This is a genomic window from Microbacterium wangchenii (assembly GCF_004564355.1).
Lineage (GTDB): Bacteria > Actinomycetota > Actinomycetes > Actinomycetales > Microbacteriaceae > Microbacterium > Microbacterium wangchenii.
This window is the reverse complement of sequence record NZ_CP038266.1, coordinates 2007177-2024889: the sequence shown is the minus strand read 5'-3', so window position 1 is coordinate 2024889 and position 17713 is coordinate 2007177. Positions and strand designations below refer to the sequence as shown.

The window sequence follows — 17713 nt, the reverse complement described above, 5'->3', positions numbered from 1 at the left end:
CGCGTATGATCCGGCTCCCGCGCGCACTGCTCGGGACCGCCGCGGTCCTCCTCTTAGCCGTGGCCGTCCCGCCGTTGCCCGTGCACGCTGACAGCGAGGAAACCACCCCCGAGGTGCGTGTCGTCGCGGCGCCGGAGGGTGCGCAGGAGCGGCTCGCGCGCGCCGCCGAGCTCACCGCCGAGATGTCGCTGGGGGAGAAGGCGGCGAGCGTCGTGATGGGGCACATCCCGACGGTCGACCCAGGCACAGCGTCCGCGTACGTGTCCGGCAACGGGCTGGGAGGGTTCATCCTGATGGGGTCGAACGTCCCCGGCGATGAGGAGTCGCTGCGCGCCTTCACCGATGCCCTCACCGCGAACCCCTCGTTCCCGCCGCTCATCGCGATCGATCAGGAGGGCGGCGATGTCTCCCGCCTCCCGTGGGACGGCTTCCCCGGCGCACGTACTCTGCGCGATGCCGGCGCCGATGCCGCGCGGGACGCGTTCGCCGCTCGCGCGGCGCTGGTGGATCGTGCCGGCCTGAACGTGAACTTCGGCGTCGTGGCCGACGTCACCGGCGATCGGTCGATGTTCATCTTCGGCCGGAGTCTCGGGGCCGACCCCGCAGCAACCGCGGAGCGTGTCACGGCCGCCGTGGCGGGGGAGGGCGTGCAGGCAGCATCCACCCTCAAGCACTTCCCCGGGCATGGTGCGGCGCCCGGCGACTCTCACGCGGGCATCCCGGAGAGCGGGATGACACTCGCGCAGTGGCGATCGACCGATGCGGTGCCCTTCGCCGCGGGCATCGAGGCCGGTGCTCCGTTGCTGATGTTCGGACACCTCCGGTACCCCGCCGTGGACGAGCTGCCGGCGTCCCTGTCGCCGGAGTGGCATCGCATCGCGCGCGAGGAGCTGGGTTTCACGGGGGTCGCAGTGACCGACGATCTCGGGATGCTGCAGGCCTCCGGTGATCCGGCCTACGCCGATCCCGTCGCCAACGCCGTCGCCGCCCTGGCCGCGGGGAGCGACCTCGTGCTCTCGGTCATGTTCAGCACGGCCGACTCCGCTCCCCGCATGGTGGACGGCATCGTCGCTGCCGTCGAGTCGGGTGCGCTGCCCGCCGCCCGGCTCGAGGAGGCCGCCACCCGTGTGGCGGCGCTGCGGCTCGCCCGCGCCGACGCCGGTGCGGGCTTCGTCCCGTGCCCGGAGTGCACCCCCGCGGGCTGAGACACCCCGCCCCGCAAGACGGCGACCGACCCGGGGCGCGGCCGGTGCCCGAGTGGCGCCCGTCCTGCCCCAACTCCGCGCCGGTGCCCGAACTCCTCAAATCCGCCCGCCACAGTGGCGGAGGTCCGCGGGATTCTGGGGTTCGGCTGTGCCGCGTACCGAGAACTTGCGGAGTTCGGGCAGAGCGGGTGGCGGGTAGGTCGGGGCGCCCCCCCCGACGCGGTCGACGCCGCGACGCCGTCGACGCCGCGACGACGCCGCGGGCTCGACGGGCCGCGTGCCCGAACTCCTCAAATCCGGCCGCCGGACGGGCGCGGGGTCGCGGGATTCCGAGGGTGGGCTGCGCTTGGAGCTGGGTTTTTGAGGAGTTGAGGCGGTGCGGGTGGCGGGTAGGTCGGGGCCCCCCGCGCCGACACCGACGCCGACGCCGACGACGGGGCGGACGACGCCGACGCGGGCTTCGCGCGGTGCCCGGGGAGCGGTGCGCCATCGTGCCCGAACTCCTCAAATCCGGCCGCCGGACGGGCGCGGGGCCGCCGGATTCCGGGGTGCGGCTGACCCTCGCCCGGCGCTTTTGCGGAGTTCGGGTACGGGCCGGGTCGGGCGGGGCGCGGCGGGCCTGCGCGGGCCGGTCAGGCCACGAGAGCCAGGAGCCGAGCGCGGAGGACACCCGCACGCTCGGCGAAGCCGCGCTGCTGTCGTACGTACTCGGCCTTGCCGTCGGGGGTCTCGATGGCGACGGGGGCGTAGCCCCACTCGCTGAGGTCGTACGGGGAGGCGCGCATGTCGAGTTCGCGGATGTCGCGGGCCAGCGTGAAGCAGTCCAGCAGCAGCTCGCCGGGCACCAGCGGACCGAGCTTCATGGCCCACCGATACACGTCCATCCCCGCGTGCAGGCACCCGGGCTGCTCGAAGGCGATCTGCCGTTCGCGGGAGAGGGCGTCGCGGTTGCGCGGGACGGCGTCCGGGGTGAAGAAACGGAACGCATCGAAGTGCGTGCACTTCAGGTCGTGCGCCTCCACGACGGCGTCGGTGCCCGCTTGCCCCAGGCGCAGCGGAGCACTGTGACGGGTATCCGGGCTTCGGTACAGCATCGCCCACTCGTGCAGTCCGAAGCATCCGAACACCGCGGTGCGTCCTGCGGTCGCCGACAGCACCCCGCGGATGCTGCGGACCAGGTCGCCGCGTTCGGCACCGTGGCGTTCGACGTCGACCCGGGCGCTGCCGGGCGCGGCGCCCGGACGGTACCACCGCCACGCGATGCGCTCGCCTGCGTCGGCCAGCTCGACCCCGGCCCCGGGGTGCCACCGGCGCAACAGTGCGGGGCGGTAGGAGTAGTACGTGAAGAGGAAGTCCTCGACGGGATGCGTCTGCCCCCGCGCGGCGCGAGCCCGGCGGCCCGCGGTCAGCGCGTCGGCCCGCTCGGCATGGGCCTCGGCCCGTGCTCGCCAGTCCGCGGCATCCAGCACCACGGCATCGCGCACCACGGCGTCCCGCGTCACGGGCTCGGTCAGCACGGGGTCGGAGACGTCGACGGGCATCCTTCGAGGATAGGCGCCGCGCCGGAAAGCCATCCCCGGCCCGGAGACGCGAAAGGCAGGGGATCACCCTGCCAGGTCCAGGATATCGCCCGGACGGGGGCTTGCGGCAAGACCCCGGTGCGGGGGCAGGATGGGCGGTCGCGCCCGGATCCCGGGCGGGGGAGAGGACACGGGATGACTGATGTGATCATCGTCGGCGGGGGGCCGACGGGGATGATGCTGGCCGCCGAGCTGCGGCTGCACGGCGTGGAGGTGCTCGTCCTGGAGCGGGACCTGGAACCGACGCGGCAGGTGCGGGCGCTGGGATTGCACGTGCGGAGCATCGAGCTGATGGATCAGCGCGGACTCTTGGAGGAGTTCCTGGCGCACGGCACCCAGCACCGGATGGCGGGGTTCATCGCGGGCATCGACGCGCCGTGGCCCGATGACCTGGACACGGCGCACGGCTACGTGCTGGGCATTCCGCAGCCCGTCACCGACCGGCTGCTGACGGAGCACGCGCTGAGGCTCGGCGCGCGGGTGCAGCGAGGCGCGGAGGTGGCGGCTCTCGCACCGGATGCGACGGGGGTGGACGTGACGCTCGGGGACGGGTCGGTGCTGCGCGCCCGCTTCGTGGTCGGATGCGACGGCGGGCGCAGCACCGTGCGCCGGCTGCTGGGGATCGCCTTCGACGGTGAGGCGGCCACCGCGGAGTGGCTGCTGGGCGAGATGCGGGTGACCGCCTCGGCGGAGGACATCGCCGCGACCATGGCGGAGGTGCGCCGCGTCCACCACGACTTCGGGCTGGGGTCGTCGGGTGACGGGTTCTACCGGGTGCTCGTCCGCGCCGCCGCCGTCGCCGAGGACCGCGCCGCGCCGCCCACCCTGGCGGAGGTGACGCAGCAGCTGCAGGCCTACGCCGGCACCGATTTCGGGGTGCACGACCCGCGCTCGCTGTCGCGCTTCACGAATGCCACCCGGCTGGCCGACCGGTACCGCGTGGGGCGCGTGCTGCTGGCAGGCGATGCCGCGCACGTGCATCCGCCGCAGGGCGGGCAGGGACTGAACCTCGGCATCCAGGATGCCGTCAACCTGGGCTGGAAGCTCGCCGCCGAGGTGACCGGCCGCGCGTCGGTGGGGCTGCTGGACAGCTATGAGAGCGAACGCCGTCCGGTCGCCGCCGACGTGCTGGCCACCACCCGCGCACTGGGGGAGCTGCAGTCCGCCGACCCCGGTCCCCGGGCCGTGCGAGGGCTGCTCACCGAACTCATGAGCGTCGACGGGGTCAACCGTCATCTCGTGGAGAAGATCACCGGGATCGGCATCCGGTACGACCTCGGGCCCGGACCCGACCTCGTCGGTCGCCGCATGCGCGACGTACCGCTGGGGCGGGGACGCCTGTACGAGCACATGCGCCGCGGGCGCGGCCTGCTGCTGGATCGCACCGGCAGGCTCACCGCCGTCGCGGGGTGGGCCGACCGCGTCGATCACGTGCGGCAGCACAGCGACGGGGTGGATGCGGCCGCCGTGCTGCTGCGGCCGGACGGCTACATCGCGTGGGCCGGCGAGGACGAAGCCGGTCTCACGTCTGCGCTCGAACGGTGGTTCGGCGCTCCGCTCTCCTGATGCTCACGGGCCGTCGAGGAACTCCCGGACGTCCCGGTAGTACCGCCGCCGCAGCGTCGTGCCCAGGTGGCCCGTGCGCGGATACAGCACCAGTTGCGCGTCCGGGATGCCTTCGGCCGTGCGGCGGAACAGCTCCGCGGAGTAGTACCGATCGCGTTCGGCTCCCACGATCAGCGTGCGGGCGGTGATCTCGCCCAACCGGTCGGTGACGTCGAACGTGTCCTCGGCGTCGACGACGGCGAGGAGGTCGGGACCGGAGCGGCCGAAGACGGTGTGCCCCATGAGCCAGCCCACCGCGCCGAACACGGCGGCACCCCACGATCCGGCGGCCATCGCGCCGATGCCGGCGGCGCCCGCCTGCCGCGGCCTGCCGGCGCGCACGGCGGCTCCGAGGCGGCGTTGCACACGGCGCCCCTCATCGCTCAGCCGGCACGCCGAGGCGGCCACGACGAGACGCCGGACCAGCTCGGGATGGTCCACGGCGAGCTGCAGCGCGACGCTGCCGCCGGTGGACAGCCCGATGACGTCCACCGGAGGCGACAGCTGGGCGCGGATCACGTCGGCGCCGTCCTGCGCGATGCGGGCGATCGTGGTGGGAGGGGTGAGGTCCCTGCGCCGGTTCATCCAGATCAGCTCGCGGCCCCGGGTCAGTGGCGCCAGCAGCTGCCGCTGCATCCACATGTCCGCACCTGAGGGGAGGTCAGGCGTTCCGGAGAGCCCGGGGAAGAACACCGTCTGCGCGCCGGCGCCGAGGCGGAAGTACGCCAGTCCCGGCGGCCATTCGCCCCGCGCGGTGAGGGCGGGTCTCGTCACGGGTGCGGGTCACTCCTCGACAGGCTCGATCAGCTCAGGGCCGTTGTTGCGGACGTTTCCCACGGCCTTCGACACGACGTGGTCCTCGAGGGTCTCGGCGATCGCCGGGGCGGCGTCGATGGCGGCGTCCAGCACGTCACGCACGTTCTCGGTGGAGGGGTCGAGCCACGCGTCGGCATGGTCGGGGTCCATGAACAGCGGCATCCGGTCGTGGATCGAACCCAGGCGCCCGATGGAGTCGCGGGTGAGGATCGTGAAGCTCAGCAGCCAGCGGTCCGGGTCGTCGTCCGGGACGGCGGGGTTCTTCCACCACTCGTACAGCCCGGCGAAGAACATGGGGCTGCCCGCGGCGGGGTGGATGAAGTGCGGGACCTTCCCCGAATCGGTCGCCTTCCATTCGTAATAGCCGGTCGCAGGGATCACGGCCCGGCGCTTGTGCAGCGCGCGGCGGAACATCGACTTGTCTTCGAGCTCTTCGCTGCGCGCGTTGAACGCCCGCGCGCCGATCTTGGGATCTTTTGCCCAGCTCGGCACGAGCCCCCACCGTGCCGGCTCCAGGCGACGAGTGGGCGGGTCGGTCTTGGCCGAGTCGAGGACGATCGCCACGGAAGCGGTGGGGGCGATGTTGTACGAGGGCTCGGGCAGATCCTCCGCCGCCGCATCCACGCGCAGCACGCCCACGAGCTCGGAACCGACGTTGGCAACGAAGAATCGACCGCACATGCGTCAACGGTACGCGAGACCGCCGACCTCAGGCGTGCGGGTCGGTGGAGACGATCCCCACGGCCTCCAGCCGCTCCAGCAGACCTGCCCCGTCGGACTCCGTGACCCACGGAACGTTGGCGGCGGAGTGGTCGTCGACCACCGTCCGGCCACCGGCGAGCACCGCCTCCGTCGGCGAGAGCCGGCGGATCGCCACCGCGGCGACGTGGCCGGGATGCTCGATGGCGAACTTCGTGTAGATCTGATCGTCGTGCTGGCCGTCGTCGCCGACCAGGAGCCAGCGGATGCGGGGGAATTCTGCCGCCAGGCGCTGGAGGTTGCTCGCCTTGTGGTCCTGTCCGCTGCGGAACCAGCGGTCGTGCGTGGGCCCCCAGTCGGTGAGCAGGATGGACCCGGGCGGGAAGAGGTGTCGGCGGAGGAAGCGGATGAGGGTGGGCGCGACGTTCCATGCCCCCGTCGAGAGGTACAGGACGGGTGTGCCGGGGTTCTCGCGCGTGAGCCGCTCCAGCAGGACCGCCATTCCCGGCACCGGCTGGCGGGCGTGCTCGTCGACGACGAAGGAGTTCCACGCCGCCAGCAGCGGCCGGGGCAGAGCGGTGACCATGACGGTGTCGTCGACGTCGGAGACGACACCGAAACGCACGTCGGAGGCGACGATGAACACGCGCGTCTCGACGGGCTCGCTGCCCTCCACCGACATGGTCACGGTCTGCCAGCCGGGATCGAGGCGCGCAGGGATCACCGTGTCGATGACGCCGCCGCGATCGGCGACCACGTCGTGAACGGCGCCCTCCACAGCGATCCGCACCTGCGCATACCCGACCGGGACGGCGACGAAGCTGCGCCATCCGCGCACGCTGGCGTACTCCCCGGAGGCGTCCTTGCGCATCGGCGGGGCGATGAGGACCCGCCCGACCACGCGCACCCAGTCCTCCCCGCCGTAGCCCGGGAAGCCGGTCACCTGGGGTCGGAGGCCCCTCGCGCGCGCTCGGCGTTCGCGCCAGGAGTGCACGCGCCGTTCGAGACGGGCGAGCCAGAGGACCTTGGTGCGTTCGGGCGGGGAGGAGGACATCCCCCCTAGCTTTCCACGTCCTCGGACTCCGACGCGTCCAGGTGTCGTCGCTCGAGGCGTTCGATGACCTTCTTCCCGACGTAGACGAGCACGAGGAAGGCCACGAGCACGCCGACGAAGATGTAGCCCGCGGAGTGCAGCGTGTCGGCGAGCTCGCGGTACGTTCCGGCAGCCAGAGCGGCGACGGAGATGTACAGCGACGACCAGATCAGGCATGCCGGGGCGGTCCACGCGAGGAATCGCCGGTAGCTGTAGCCGCTCATCCCCACCGTGAGCGGCACGAGGGAATGCAGCACCGGCAGGAACCGCGACAGGAAGATCGCGGGGCCGCCGCGGCGCCGCAGATAGCGCTCCGACCGCTCCCAATTGCGTTCCCCGATGCGCCTGCCCAGCCGGGAGCTCCGAATGCGGGGACCGAGGAACCGGCCGAGGGCGAAGCCGATGCTCTCGCCGATGAGCGCTCCCACGAGGACGGCCACACCCAGCGCGACGGCCTCGACGACCGACGACACCGCCGTCGCGGCGACGATGACGATCGTGTCGCCGGGGACGACCAGGCCCACCAGGACGCTGGTCTCCAGCAGGATCGCCAGGCCGGCGACGAGCGTGCGCAGGACGGGGTCCACCGATTGCACCACGTCGAGCACGCCGGTGAGGATCTCGTTCACGGGAGAGAGCCTAGAGCTGCTCACCCCCTCTAGCCTGAGAGCGTGCTTCCGCCGACTTCCGCCGCGCCCCTCCCACGGTGGGTCGACCCCGCGGCCGCGTTCGCCGCTCTCGCCGCCGGCCGCTCCCACGTGTTCTGGCTCGATGCCGGTCCGGACGCGCAAGCGGGGTGGAGCTGGGTGGGTGCCGGTGAGCCCGAAGACGATCCGGCCAGGGTGCGAGCGGTGGACGCGACGCAGCATCCGGAGCAGTCGCCGGCCGGCCCGTTCCTCGGCGGCTGGGTCGGCTGGGTGGGATATGAGGCCGGAGCAGGGGCGGCCGGCGCCCCCGTCCGCGGCCGCGGTGACGGGATCCCCGACGAGATGTGGGTTCGGACGGACGAGCTGATCGCGTTCGACCACGCTGCCCGGCAGGTGTGGGTCGTGTCGGAATCGGGCCGCGGGCACGAGGTGGCAGAGCGGCTGCTGGCGGCGCCGCCGGTCGCGGCGCCCGGGGCGGCGGATGAGGCGCGCGCCACCGCGCGGCATGCCCCGGCGGAGTACGCCGCGCTGATCGAGCGCTGCCGCGACGCCATCCGCGAAGGCGACGCCTACCAGCTGTGCCTGACGACGCGTTTCGAGATCGCGGGGGAGTTCGACCCGCTCACCGTCTACGACCGCCTGCGCCGGGCGGCGCCCTCCCACCACGGCGGCCTCCTCCGGTTCGGGGACGTCGCGCTGGTCAGCGCGACCCCGGAGCGGTTCCTGGAACTGGCGGAGGGGACACTGCGCACGCATCCGATCAAGGGGACACGGCGGCGGGGCGCGGATGCATCGGCGGATGCGGCGCTCGTGGACGATCTGCGGAGCGATCCGAAGGAGCGCGCCGAGAACGTCATGATCGTGGACCTGATGCGCAACGACCTCTCGCGCGTGTGCGATGCGGCCAGCGTCACGGTCGAACGGCTGCTGGAGGTGGAGACGTATCCGACGGTGCACCAGCTGGTCAGCACGATCGCCGGAACGCTGGATCCGGGAACGACCGTCGGTGACGTCCTGGCGGCGACGTTCCCGGCGGGCAGCATGACGGGGGCGCCGAAGCTGTCGGCCATGTCGATCCTCCACGAGCTGGAGGGCGGGCCGCGCGGCGTCTTCGCCGGATGCTTCGGGTGGATCGGGAGCGACGGGTCGGGGGACCTCGCGATGGTGATCCGCAGCATCCTCACCCGCCCCGGCGGAGCGTACGTCGGCGCCGGCGGCGGCATCACGTGGCGCTCCCAGGCCGAGGCCGAGGTCGCGGAGGTGGCGCTGAAGGCGCGGGCCCCCCTGGCCGCGCTGGGCGCGGGGCTGCCTCCCGGCTGGTGAGGACGGCGGTCCGGTAACGTTGACAGAGCGCCTTCGGCGTGAAACCCGACGTTCCAGATTGGCTTCTCCGTGTCCCGAACCACGACCCCCCCGACCGCTGCCGAGAGCGGCGGATTCGACCCGCACGCGATCCAGCGGAAGTGGCAGGACCTCTGGGCCGAGCACGACCCGTTCCGTGCCGGCGGCGAGGAGGATTCCCGTCCGCGCAAGTACGTCCTGGCGATGTTCCCCTACCCCTCGGGCGACCTGCACATGGGCCACGCCGAGAACTACCTCTACTCCGACATCGTCGCGCGGTTCTGGCGTCACCGCGGCTACAACGTCCTGAATCCCATCGGGTGGGACTCCTTCGGGCTGCCGGCCGAGAACGCCGCCATCCAGCGCGGCGCCGACCCGGTGAAGTGGACGTACGCGAACATCGCCCAGCAGAAGGCGAGCCTGCACGACTACGGCGTCTCCTTCGACTGGAGCCGCGTGCTGCACACCAGCGACCCCGAGTACTACCGCTGGAACCAGTGGCTGTTCCTGAAGCTGTACGAGCGGGGGCTGGCGTACCGCAAGGAGAGCCCGGTCAACTGGTGCCCGTTCGATCAGACCGTGCTCGCCAACGAGCAGGTCGTCGACGGTCGCTGCGAGCGCTGCGGCAACGAGGTCGTGAAGAAGAAGCTCACACAGTGGTACCTCAAGATCACCGACTACGCCGACCGCCTGCTGGACGACCTGAACCAGCTGGAGGGCTTCTGGCCGCAGAAGGTCATCCAGATGCAGCGCAACTGGATCGGCCGCTCGGTCGGCGCCGACATCGACTTCGAGATCGAAGGCCGCCCGGGCAGCGTGACGGTGTTCTCCACGCGCCCCGACACGCTGTACGGCGCAACGTTCTTCGTCGTCGCCCCCGACTCCGACCTGGCCGCCGAGCTGGTGGCGGACGCCTCGCCGGAGGCCCGCATGCGCTTCCAGGGCTATCTGGACGGCGTGCGCAAGACCACCGACATCGACCGCCAGTCCAGCGACCGGCCCAAGACCGGTGTCTTCCTCGAGCGCTACGCGATCAACCCGGTCAACGGCGCGCGGCTGCCGATCTGGGCGGCGGACTACGTGCTGGCCGACTACGGGCACGGAGCGGTCATGGCCGTTCCGGCGCACGACCAGCGCGACCTGGACTTCGCCCGCGCGTTCGATCTGCCCGTGACCGTCGTGGTCGACACGACGGCGCCGGTGACGGGTGCGATCCCGGTCATCGAGGTGGACGAGGACGGTGTGCCCATCGATCCGCTCGGAGGGCAGCTGGATGAGGTCCACCCCGCCCGCACGGGCGTCGCTCTCACCGGCGAGGGCCGGATGATCAACTCCGGGCCGCTGGACGGGCTCTCCAAGCGCACGGCGATCGCGCGGGTCATCGACATCCTCCAGTCGACGGGCCGCGGCCGCGCCGCCAAGACGTATCGGCTCCGCGACTGGCTGATCTCGCGCCAGCGGTTCTGGGGCACGCCGATCCCGATGATCCACACCGACGACGGCCGCATCATGCCCGTCCCCGAGGACCAGCTTCCCGTGCGCCTGCCCGACGTCGAAGGGCTCGACCTGACGCCCAAGGGCACCTCGCCGCTGGGCGCGGCGACAGGATGGGTCGAAACCGTCGACCCGGAGACCGGCGCACCCGCCCGGCGCGACCCCGACACGATGGACACGTTCGTGGACTCCTCGTGGTACTACATGCGCTTCCTCTCTCCGGGCGATGAGACCCAGCCCTTCTCCAGCCGCGAGGCGGACAAGTGGGGGCCGGTCGACTTCTACATCGGCGGCGTCGAGCACGCGATCCTGCACCTGCTGTACGCGCGGTTCGTGACCAAGGCGATGTTCGACATGGGCATGGTGGAGTTCACCGAGCCGTTCTCGAACCTCATCAACCAGGGCATGGTCATCCTGGGCGGCACGAAGATGTCCAAGAGCAAGGGCAATCTGGTGCTGTTCCAGGAGGAGCTGGACACCCACGGCGCCGACGCGCTGCGCGTCGCGCTGGCCTTCGCGGGGCCGGTGGAGGACGACAAGGACTGGGACGACGTCTCCACGACCGGAGCGGCGAAGTTCCTCGCCCGGGCGATGCGCGTCGCGCACGACGTCGACAGCAGCCCCGACGTGGTGTGGGCGGAGGGTGATGCGGCGCTGCGCCGCGTGACCCACCGTCTGCTCGCCGACGCGCCGGGACTGGTCGAGCAGACCAAGTTCAACGTCGTCGTCGCGCGACTGATGGAGCTGGTCAACGCCACGCGCAAGGCCATCGACTCCGGACCGGGCGCGAGCGATCCGGCCGTGCGGGAGGCGGCGGAGGTGACGGCCATGGTGCTGGATCTGTTCGCACCGCACACCGCAGAGGAGATGTGGGCCGTGCTCGGCTACGAGCCATTCGTCGGTCTCGTGACGTGGCGCTCGCCCGACCCGACACTGCTGGTGGAAGAGACGGTCACGACCGTGGTCCAGGTCGACGGGAAGGTGCGTGCCACTCTCGAGGTGCCCGCCCGCATCGACGCCGACGCGCTGGAGGCGCTGGCCCGCGGCGACGTCAAGGTCCAGCGTGCTCTCGGTGACCGTGAGGTCGCCCGTGTCGTCGTGCGCGCGCCGAAGGTCGTCAGCTTCTCCACGAAGTGATCTGCTCGCGACCCTGAGCGCGGTCGAGGCCGCGCTCAGGGGGCGGCGACACCGGGGATCTGCTCTCCGGAGAGCTCCTCGACGACGCGGACGGCAAGAGACCAGTACTTCGCGTAGTGCTGGGGGTCTCGGTTGATCTGCGTGCGATGGGCGACGAGGGTCGGTTCGGTCTGCTGCCGCTCGGGCTCGGGGACCTTCTCGAGCATGGCGGCATAGAAGAGGGTCGCGGCGGTGTACGGGTCGAGGCGCTGCTCCCGCGTGCCCCAGCCGTCCTGCTGCTGGAACAGGCCGATCGACGTCGTGCGCGATCCATCGGGGTTGGTCACGCCGCTGGTCTCCCAATCGCCGTAGGCGATGTTGCGCAGTGACGACTCGCCCATCGCAGTCATCACGGCGATGGCCTGATCGCGCCGCGACAACCCGAGATCACCGCCCGCAGCCATGATGGTTGCCGCATTGCCGAGCTGGTCGGCGTCGTACGCCGGCGGGGGCGCCACCGGGGGCGGGGGGGGCGGAGAAGCCACCGATCTCGTCTCGGTTCTGCGCCGCGTCCTCGAAGGTCTGGACGGCCGTGCCGATCAGGGCGGCGACGCCGGCGAGCAGCACGACGCCGGCGGCGGTGAGCACCGAGGTCACCGCGATCCGCACGCGGCGGGCACGCCTCGCCCGTGCTGCACGGGTGCCTCGGCGCCGCGTGCGCACGCGTGTACGCCGGCGCGGCGTGCACGTGCCCGTGCGCTTCCGTGCCGCGGCTGAGGAGGTACTACTCGCGCGCGTCACTCCCGGATTCTCGCACGGCTCGCCGAAGGCCTCTCCTCCCCAGTCGCCATCGCAGGCACCACGATCCACGGACGGCTCGACCCGCCGCCCTCCGCGCTCCGCCGCGCCCTAGCGTGACGCGCGTGGAGTCGGGACATGAGCGGGGCCGGGCCCGCCGGCGGCTGGGCGTGGGAGCGGCCATCGTCCTGGTGCTGGCGGTGTTCGCCGTGACCGTCGGCATCGGCATCGTCCGGGGCTCCTCCGGCGCGGCCGAGACCGTGCCGCTGGCCTCCGCGGCGCCGTCCGCGCCGTCGGCCTCGGCGGTCGTGTACGTCCATGTCGCCGGGGCCGTCGCCGCGCCCGGGCTGTACGCGCTGGAGCCGGCCGCGCGGGCCGTTGACGCGATCGCGGCTGCGGGTGGCTTCGCGCCCGACGCCGACCGCGGCGCCGTCAACCTCGCGCGCGCGGTGCAGGACGGCGAGCAGCTCCTCGTCCCCGTCGTGGGTGCGGTGCCGGACCCGGCAGCGGCGTCACCGGGCGATCCGGTCGTCGACCTGAACACCGCGGATGCGGCGGCGTTGGAGGAGCTCCCCGGGATCGGGCCTGCGCTGGCCGACCGCATCCTGACGTGGCGGGAGGAGAACGGGCGGTTCGCGAGCGTCGAGGACCTTCTGGCCGTGCCCGGGATCGGGGAGAAGCTCCTGGCGGGCCTGCGTGAGCAGGTGCGGGTGTGAACGCGCGGCGCGGCGCGCGCGTGGTGCCGGTGGCGGCGACCGCGTGGGCGGCCGCGGCGTTCGCGGTCCTCGCCCCGCCGTGGGCGGGCTGGGCGGCGGTCGCCCTGTGTGCCGGCGCGGCGACGGTGATCAGCGGGATGCTGGTGACCACCCGGCCACGCGCGGGGTGGGGCGTCGTGGCGGTGTGCCTTGCCGTCGGCGGCGCGGTGTGCGCGCACGTCGGGGTCGTGGAGCCTTCGCGTGCGGAGGCGCGTTCAGTCGCGGAACCGGGGCGCGCGGTCGTGGTGGAGGCCGTCGTGACGGGCCGGCTCGATCCGTCCTCGTCCGGAGACGTGTGGTTCGACGCGACCGCCCACACCATCCGCGCCGGCGCCGAGGCCGTCTCCAGCGCGGTCGTGGTCCGCGTGGGGGTGCGGGCGGCCGATGCGGCGTCTCTGGCGGGCGTCGACCTGGGCGCACGAGTCCGGGTGCCCGGCGTCCCGCTTCCGCCCGAGGCGGGGGAGCGGGAGGTGGCCGTCATCCGTGCATCGGCTCCCGTGGAGGTGGTGCACCCGCCCGCGGGGATCTTGGCACCGCTCGCCCAGCTGCGCCGCGGCCTGGCGGATGCGGCTGCACGTCTTCCGCCCCCGGGGGCGGCGCTGATCCCCGGTCTGGCCCTCGGCGACACCGCGGCGGTGGACGCCACGCTGGAGGAGTCGATGCGCAGCGCCGCGCTGACGCATCTGACGGCCGTCTCCGGCGCCAACTGCGCCATCGTGGTCGGGCTGGCATTCGGCATCGCGGCACTGTGCGGGGCTCGCCGGGGGGTGCGCGCGGCCGCGGGCCTCGGCGCGCTCGCCCTGTTCGTCCTGCTCGTGACCCCCGAACCCAGTGTCGTGCGCGCCGGTGCGATGGCCTCGATCGCGATGCTCGCGATGGCGCTGGGTCGCGCGGGGTCGGGCCTGGCGGTCCTGAGCGTCGCCGTGGCCGTGCTGCTGATGCTCGACCCGTGGCTCGCCCTGACGTGGGGTTTCGCCCTCTCGGCGACCGCCACCGCCTCGCTGCTCGTGCTCGCCGGCCCCCTCGCCGCCGTTCTGGGTCGGTGGATGCCGCGGATGCTCGCGCTGGCCATCGCCGTTCCGCTCGCGGCGCAACTGGCGTGCGGGCCGCTCCTGATCGTGCTCGATCCGCACGTGGCGCTCCTGGGTGTGCCGGCCAACATGCTCGCCGGGCCGGCCGCGCCGCTGGCGACGGTCACCGGGCTCCTCGCGTGCCTGGCGGCGCCGCTGCCGGTGGTGCGGGACGGCCTGGTGGCGATCGCGTGGGTTCCCGCGGCGTGGATCGCCGGCATCGCCGAGACGGTCGCCGCGCTCCCCGCGCAGCGGCTGCCCTGGCTGGAGGGGGTTCCCGGGGCCGTGGCGCTGGGCATCGTGTGCGCCGCACTGATCGCGGCGCTCTTGATGCCTGCGGGCATGCGTGGACGCCGGATGCTGCGCGGGGCGAGCATCGCGGTGCTCACGGCGACGGCGGGATGGGGCGCGGCGCAGGCGGCGCTGGTTAGCGTGACCGCGCCGTGGACGGTTCCGGCCGCATGGCAGATCGCGATGTGCGATGTGGGGCAGGGGGATGCCGTGCTGGTGCGCTCGGAGTCGTCCGTGGCGCTGATCGACACCGGGCCCGCCCCCGACCTCCTCCAGCAGTGCCTGGACCGGTTCGGTATCGACCGGCTCGATCTGCTCGTGCTCACGCACTTCGACGCCGACCACGCCGGGGGAGTGGAGGCCGTCATGGGGCGGGTGGCCCGCGTGTGGCATGGCCCGCCCGACACCGACGGCGCCCGCGCATTGGCCCGGCTGGAGGCGGCCGGAGCCGAGCACCACCAGGCACTCGCGGGCGACGCCGTCCCGCTGGGCGCCGCCACCGTGCGTGCGCTGTGGCCGGCCGCATCCGTGCGTGAGGCGGGAAACGACGCGAGCATCGCGATCGATGTGCGGGGAGGCGGTCTGCCGGCGACGGTGCTGCTGGGCGACCTCTCGGCCGAACCGCAGGCGCGCATGCGGGCGAGTGCATCTTCGCAGGACTACGCCGTGGTGAAGGTCGCCCACCACGGCAGCGCCGACCAGGACCCCGCTCTCTACGACGCGATCGACGCCGAGCTCGCCCTCATCCCGGTCGGCCGCGACAACGATTACGGGCATCCGCGGGCCAGCCTCCTGACCCTGCTGCGCACCGGCGGCACGCGGGTGGCGCGCACCGACGTCGATGGGACCGTCGCGGTGTGGCGGCAGGACGATGCGCTGCGGCTGTGGCGGGAAGGCGGCGTCGCACACGGTCATTAGGCTGGTGGCATGGCTTCGACATCCCGGCGCGGCGCGCCTGCGAAAGCGCGCTCGGCGATCCCTCAGGTGTCGTGGCGCGATCCGCAGCCCGCGTCGATCGTGCTGATCTCGGGGCCCGAGGAGATCTGCGCCGAGCGGGCGACGGCCGGCATCCGCGAATATCTGAAGGCGGAGGATCCCAGTCTCGAGGTCACCGACCTGCGCGCAGACGACTACGCGCCCGGAACCCTGCTGGCCGTCACCTCGCCGTCGCTGTTCGGCGAACCGCGGCTGGTGCGCGTCTCCGGCGTGGAGCGGTGCTCCGACGCGTTCCTGGCCGAGGCCGTGGGCTACCTCGCGCAGCCCCAGGAGGGGGCCACCGTCATCCTGCGGCACACGGGGGCGAGCGTGCGGGGCAAGAAGCTCCTCGACGCCATCCGCGCCGGCGAGGGCGGCGGCATCGAGATCGCCTGCCCGGCGATCAAACGCGACTCCGACCGCTACGACTTCGCTGCGGGGGAGTTCTCCGCTGCACGCAAGCGGATCGCCCCCACGGCGCTGCGCGCTCTGGTATCGGCATTCGCCGACGACCTCACCGAACTCGGCTCCGCGTGCCAGCAGCTCATCGCCGACGTCCCCGGCGACATCGACGACCGGATCGTCGAGCGGTACTACGGCGGGCGCGTGGAGACCTCGGCCTTCACCGTCGCCGATTTCGCGATCGCCGGACGGTACGGGGACGCCCTGCTGGCGCTGCGGCACGCGCTGGCGTCGGGCTCGGACCCGGTGCCCCTCGTCGCCGCCGTGGCATCCAAACTCCGCACGATGGCCCGCGTCGCCGGCAGCCGGGAGCCTTCTCGTGCCCTCGCCGCGCGCCTCGGTATGAAGGATTGGCAGGTCGACCGCGCGCGGCGCGACCTCGTCGGGTGGTCGCAGGTGACCCTCGGCATGGCGATCCACGCCACCGCGCGGGCGGATGCGGAGGTCAAAGGCGCCTCGCGCGACCCGGTCTTCGCGCTCGAGCGCATGATCACCGTGATCGCCACGCGCGCTCCGTTCGCGTCCTGATCGCGCGTGTGCCGTTCGCGGCGGGCCTCCGCGGCTCCGCTGCGCCCGGGCACGATGAAGGCCCGTCCCGCGAACGGGACGGGCCTTCATCAGGGTCTTAGAGGGCTGCGACCTGCTTGGCGATGGCCGACTTGCGGTTCGCCGCCTGGTTCTCGTGGATGACGCCCTTGCTCACGGCCTTGTCGAGCTTCTTGGTCGCCGTGACCAGTGCCTTCTGCGCGGCGGCCTTGTCGCCGGCGGCGATGGCCTCGCGCGTACGACGCACTTCGGTCCTCAGCTCGCTCTTGACGGCCTTGTTGCGCGCACGCGCCTTCTCGTTGGTCTTGTTGCGCTTGATCTGCGACTTGATATTCGCCACGTTCGACGGTCTTTCGTTCGGAGTGATCTGGTCAATGCCGCGAGACAAGAGAGGGGTGTCGCACGGCGGTCGTGAGGGTGGGAACCCACACGCAAGCCAATCACCGAGTCTATCAGTCTTGGTCGATGGTCGTGATCGCCAGGTTCAGCACCGCGTTGAAGACCTCGGGACGCATGGCCGAGACCAGGTGGGTGGTGCGCGGCACCACGATGAGCTCGGCGTCGGGAGCGATCTTGCGGAACAGTCGCTCGTTGATCCGGAGCTGGTCGTACTGACCGTTGACGAACCACAGCGGCACGCGGATGCGGCGGAGGGCCGTGAGCAGATCCAGTACCGACAGACTGGCCATCGCCGCATCCTGGGCGTCGAAGGCGTAGCCGCCGGCGCCGAAGTCCTCCCGGGTCTCGGCGGGGAGCGTCCTGCTCAGCATGTACTTCGTGATCCTGATGCCGCGGCCCGGCAGCGCGTCGAAGCCCCGCGCGATCATCCGGTAGGCGGACAGCCCCACGCCCCGTGGGATGGCGGTGCAGGACGCGGCGATCAGGCCCGCGACCGGCGGCGCGTCGGCGGCGCCGGCGTACTCGATGCACAGGAGTCCGCCCATCGAGTGGCCCACCAGCAGGACGGGTCCGCGCTCGGCGGCCGCCCGGACGGCGGTGTCGATGGTGTCGAAGGCGCCCTCCAGGCTGAACGTCCCCCCGAGGCGGGATCCGTGCCCTGGGAGGTCGACGGCCGTCACCGGCGTCCCGCGTTCCTGCAGGTATTCCACCTGTGCGCGCCACATCGTGGCCGACGTCCGGATGCCGTGCACGAGCACCACCTGGACCGTCATGTCCTCCAGCCTAACGACGCCTCCCACGCGCCCCGAAAGTGCATCAAG

Annotated in this window: 15 protein-coding genes; 7 read left to right on the top strand and 8 right to left on the bottom strand. The window is 72.4% G+C overall.

Going from position 1 to position 17713, the window contains the following annotated elements; all coding sequences use genetic code 11:
* Nucleotides 1-5: 5 nt before the first annotated feature.
* Nucleotides 6-1205 (top strand): glycoside hydrolase family 3 N-terminal domain-containing protein, encoded by a 1200-nt coding sequence (locus E4K62_RS09685; protein WP_240742651.1) that lies wholly within the window; start codon nucleotides 6-8, stop codon nucleotides 1203-1205.
* Nucleotides 1206-1837: 632 nt separating this feature from the next.
* Here the strand turns inward: E4K62_RS09685 and E4K62_RS09680 are convergent.
* Nucleotides 1838-2746, bottom strand: coding sequence for a 3-methyladenine DNA glycosylase (locus tag E4K62_RS09680; RefSeq protein WP_240742650.1), 909 nt, complete (start codon nucleotides 2744-2746; stop codon nucleotides 1838-1840).
* A 174-nt stretch (nucleotides 2747-2920) separates the two neighbouring features.
* Here E4K62_RS09680 and E4K62_RS09675 point away from each other — a divergent pair, with 174 nt between their 5' ends.
* Complete coding sequence (locus E4K62_RS09675) at nucleotides 2921-4351, top strand: FAD-dependent monooxygenase (RefSeq protein WP_135066803.1); 1431 nt, start codon at nucleotides 2921-2923, stop codon at nucleotides 4349-4351.
* A gap of 3 nt (nucleotides 4352-4354) precedes the next feature.
* Here the strand turns inward: E4K62_RS09675 and E4K62_RS09670 are convergent, their stop codons facing one another.
* The 4 genes from E4K62_RS09670 to E4K62_RS09655 are packed head-to-tail and all read right to left on the bottom strand — an operon-like array spanning nucleotide 4355 to nucleotide 7627.
* Entirely contained in the window at nucleotides 4355-5164 is an 810-nt protein-coding gene (locus E4K62_RS09670; RefSeq protein ID WP_135066800.1) for an alpha/beta fold hydrolase, read from the bottom strand.
* A gap of 9 nt (nucleotides 5165-5173) precedes the next feature.
* On the bottom strand, nucleotides 5174-5887 hold the full coding sequence (locus E4K62_RS09665) for an SOS response-associated peptidase (protein WP_135066797.1): 714 nt from the start codon (nucleotides 5885-5887) through the stop codon (nucleotides 5174-5176).
* A 28-nt stretch (nucleotides 5888-5915) separates the two neighbouring features.
* A complete protein-coding gene (locus E4K62_RS09660) occupies nucleotides 5916-6959 on the bottom strand; it encodes an App1 family protein (RefSeq protein ID WP_135066794.1) in 1044 nt (347 codons plus the stop codon).
* 5 nt (nucleotides 6960-6964) lie between these two features.
* Complete coding sequence (locus tag E4K62_RS09655) at nucleotides 6965-7627, bottom strand: DedA family protein (RefSeq protein ID WP_135066791.1); 663 nt, start codon at nucleotides 7625-7627, stop codon at nucleotides 6965-6967.
* A 42-nt stretch (nucleotides 7628-7669) separates the two neighbouring features.
* Between E4K62_RS09655 and pabB the strand changes: the two genes are divergently transcribed.
* Both pabB and leuS read left to right on the top strand, forming a co-directional pair.
* Complete coding sequence (gene pabB / locus E4K62_RS09650) at nucleotides 7670-8968, top strand: aminodeoxychorismate synthase component I (RefSeq protein ID WP_135066788.1); 1299 nt, start codon at nucleotides 7670-7672, stop codon at nucleotides 8966-8968.
* Between the two features lie 69 nt (nucleotides 8969-9037).
* On the top strand, nucleotides 9038-11617 hold the full coding sequence (gene leuS, locus E4K62_RS09645; RefSeq protein ID WP_135066785.1) for a leucine--tRNA ligase: 2580 nt from the start codon (nucleotides 9038-9040) through the stop codon (nucleotides 11615-11617).
* A gap of 35 nt (nucleotides 11618-11652) precedes the next feature.
* Here leuS and E4K62_RS09640 read toward each other — a convergent pair whose 3' ends face one another.
* Entirely contained in the window at nucleotides 11653-12141 is a 489-nt protein-coding gene (locus E4K62_RS09640) for a peptidase M23 (RefSeq protein ID WP_240742649.1), read from the bottom strand.
* Nucleotides 12142-12519: 378 nt separating this feature from the next.
* On the opposite strand from E4K62_RS09640, the gene E4K62_RS09635 reads away from it, so the two are divergent.
* Genes E4K62_RS09635 through holA form a run of 3 tightly spaced genes read left to right on the top strand, consistent with a single transcriptional unit; the run spans nucleotide 12520 to nucleotide 16475 of the window.
* Complete coding sequence (locus E4K62_RS09635) at nucleotides 12520-13110, top strand: ComEA family DNA-binding protein (protein WP_240742648.1); 591 nt, start codon at nucleotides 12520-12522, stop codon at nucleotides 13108-13110.
* Complete coding sequence (locus E4K62_RS09630; RefSeq protein WP_240742647.1) at nucleotides 13107-15428, top strand: ComEC/Rec2 family competence protein; 2322 nt, start codon at nucleotides 13107-13109, stop codon at nucleotides 15426-15428. Before E4K62_RS09635 ends, E4K62_RS09630 begins: the two co-directional genes overlap by 4 nt.
* A 9-nt stretch (nucleotides 15429-15437) precedes the next feature.
* Nucleotides 15438-16475, top strand: coding sequence for a DNA polymerase III subunit delta (gene holA, locus E4K62_RS09625; protein WP_135066782.1), 1038 nt, complete (start codon nucleotides 15438-15440; stop codon nucleotides 16473-16475).
* 97 nt (nucleotides 16476-16572) lie between these two features.
* Here holA and rpsT read toward each other — a convergent pair whose 3' ends face one another.
* Nucleotides 16573-16833, bottom strand: coding sequence for a 30S ribosomal protein S20 (gene rpsT, locus E4K62_RS09620; protein ID WP_135066779.1), 261 nt, complete (start codon nucleotides 16831-16833; stop codon nucleotides 16573-16575).
* Between the two features lie 112 nt (nucleotides 16834-16945).
* Nucleotides 16946-17665, bottom strand: coding sequence for an alpha/beta fold hydrolase (locus tag E4K62_RS09615; RefSeq protein ID WP_135066776.1), 720 nt, complete (start codon nucleotides 17663-17665; stop codon nucleotides 16946-16948).
* Between the last annotated feature and the right edge of the window lie 48 nt (nucleotides 17666-17713).

Bases quoted from the DNA above. Each gene is read 5' to 3' on its own strand.
- E4K62_RS09615 (WP_135066776.1), bottom strand. From the start codon at position 17,665: ATGACGGTCCAGGTGGTGCTCGTGCACGGCATCCGGACGTCGGCCACG.
- E4K62_RS09660 (WP_135066794.1), bottom strand. From the start codon at position 6,959: ATGTCCTCCTCCCCGCCCGAACGCACCAAGGTCCTCTGGCTCGCCCGT.
- E4K62_RS09680 (WP_240742650.1), bottom strand. From the start codon at position 2,746: ATGCCCGTCGACGTCTCCGACCCCGTGCTGACCGAGCCCGTGACGCGG.
- E4K62_RS09675 (WP_135066803.1), top strand. From the start codon at position 2,921: ATGACTGATGTGATCATCGTCGGCGGGGGGCCGACGGGGATGATGCTG.
- E4K62_RS09665 (WP_135066797.1), bottom strand. From the start codon at position 5,887: ATGTGCGGTCGATTCTTCGTTGCCAACGTCGGTTCCGAGCTCGTGGGC.
- holA (WP_135066782.1), top strand. From the start codon at position 15,438: ATGGCTTCGACATCCCGGCGCGGCGCGCCTGCGAAAGCGCGCTCGGCG.
- E4K62_RS09685 (WP_240742651.1), top strand. From the start codon at position 6: ATGATCCGGCTCCCGCGCGCACTGCTCGGGACCGCCGCGGTCCTCCTC.